A 1,873-nucleotide genomic window follows, 5' to 3' on the forward strand; every position below is an offset into this window, starting at 1 on the left:
AAGACGATCCTCGAACTCGGCGGTAACAATGGCGCCATTGTCTGTCCGTCTGCGGACCTTGATCTCACCGTACGCGCCATCGCCTTCTCGGCGCTCGGCACCGCCGGTCAGCGGTGCACCACGATGCGCCGCCTCTTTGTGCATGACGCGGTCGCGGGCCAGCTGACCGCGAGGCTGCGCGCGGCCTGGGGCTCAGCAAAGGTCGGCAATCCGATGACGCCCGGCGTACTTGTCGGTCCGCTTATCGATGCCGCCGCAGGGGAGGCGATGGCTGCAGCCCTTGCAGACGCGGCCGCGGCAGGCGGTGAGGTGTTTGGCGGTGAGGCCGTGGAGGCAGGCGGCGGCATCTACCGGCGTCCGGCGCTCGTGGTGATGCCCGCGCAAACAGGCCCGGTTCTTCGCGAAACCTTCGCGCCGATACTTTATGTCATGCGCTACGGCGAACTCCCGGACGCTATTGCGATGAACAATGGCGTCCCGGCAGGCCTCTCCTCGTCGATCTTCACCACCGACCTGCGCGAAGCCGAGTGCTTCCTGGCGGCGTCCGGTTCGGACTGCGGTATTGCCAACGTCAATATAGGGACATCCGGCGCGGAGATCGGCGGCGCCTTCGGCGGCGAGAAGGAAACCGGCGGCGGACGCGAATCCGGCTCCGACGCCTGGAAAGGCTACATGCGCCGCGCCACCAATACGATCAACTACTCGAGCGCCCTGCCGCTGGCGCAGGGCATACGGTTCGACACGGACTAAGGGAAAGCTAGTTGCGCTGGCGCAGGGTGCGCTGCGGCGCCTCTTCGGTCTCCCGAGAGGCCGGCGCAGCCAAGGGCGTCTCCGCTTCAGCAAGGCGCACGGGCGCGGCCGGTTCTGTCAGGGCGTCCCAACTGCGCGTCGGCTGGATGAGACCCTGGAGAAGCGCCACGTTCTGATCGACCACCTGGTCAGGCGCCGCTGCTCCACTGACCTTTTTCATGTCGTCGAATTTGCCCTGCAGGCCGAGGACGAGCGCGAGGTTCTCGATCACCCGCGCACCGGCATCGGGATTGGCCGCCGCCAGGCGCAGCTTCGCTTCAGCCCCCACAAGATCCCCAGACAGGACCAGCGACAGGCCATAATTCGTAAGCGTTGTGGTGCGCAGCGGCTCGATCTCGAGCGCCTTCAGATAGGACGTCTGGGCAAGACGGTGCTGGCCCTGCCGGTCATAGGTGGTGCCCAGCGCCGCCCAGGTTTCCGATCGTTGCGGTGCCACTTCCGTGGCACGCTGGAACGCCCGTCCGGCGGTCGCCACGTCGCCCTGAGCCATGTGGATCCGGCCCAGCAGCATCAGCACGTCCGGACTGTCCGGATGAACGATCAGGGTGCGCGACAGGACATCGACGGCGCGGTCATGGCTGCCGATCTCGCGCAAGGCGCGGGCGAACTCGATCGCCACCTTTAGGTCCTCGGCGTCCTTGTTGCTTTCCTTCGCCCAGAAGTTTGCGCGGGTCAGTGGATCGGCGCGGTTTGCAGCTGCGCGTTCCTCCGCTGACGCGGGGCGCAGGGCTTCCTGCATGGCCAGTTCGACTTCTTTGTCGACCTTGGGCGTCGAGGCGCAGGCAGACGCCGCAAGGGCGAAAGCGATCAAAGCCAAAGACGTTTTGGCACTGGACATCATCAGGCTCCGTGTATGTATCGGCAGCATCAGCCGGGATGATGGACGGACGGGGTCAAGGTTCGGTTAACGCCGCCGTGACCTTTCTTAACCGGCAATGCTGTCAGGATGCCCCATGCACAAAAATTTCAGTGCCAAGCCCAGGAACGCAGCCCGCGTCTATCTCATCTACAGCGCCGCCTTCAAGGCGCTTGCGGACGATCCGTTCCCTTCGGCGCGGGCGAT

General features: G+C 65.3%; 2 protein-coding genes. One reads left to right on the forward strand and one right to left on the reverse strand.

The genetic code is table 11. The features are described 5' to 3' along the window. A partial coding sequence (locus WEA77_RS14350) for an aldehyde dehydrogenase family protein (protein WP_368068561.1) occupies window positions 1–750 on the forward strand: 750 nt, incomplete at its 5' end. 7 nt (window positions 751–757) lie between these two features. Here the strand turns inward: WEA77_RS14350 and WEA77_RS14355 are convergent. Then, window positions 758–1,648, reverse strand: coding sequence for a tetratricopeptide repeat protein (locus tag WEA77_RS14355; RefSeq protein ID WP_368068562.1), 891 nt, complete (start codon window positions 1,646–1,648; stop codon window positions 758–760). Window positions 1,649–1,873: the final 225 nt, after the last annotated feature.

This window comes from Hyphomonas sp., assembly GCF_040882205.1.
Classification (GTDB): Bacteria; Pseudomonadota; Alphaproteobacteria; order Caulobacterales; family Hyphomonadaceae; genus Hyphomonas.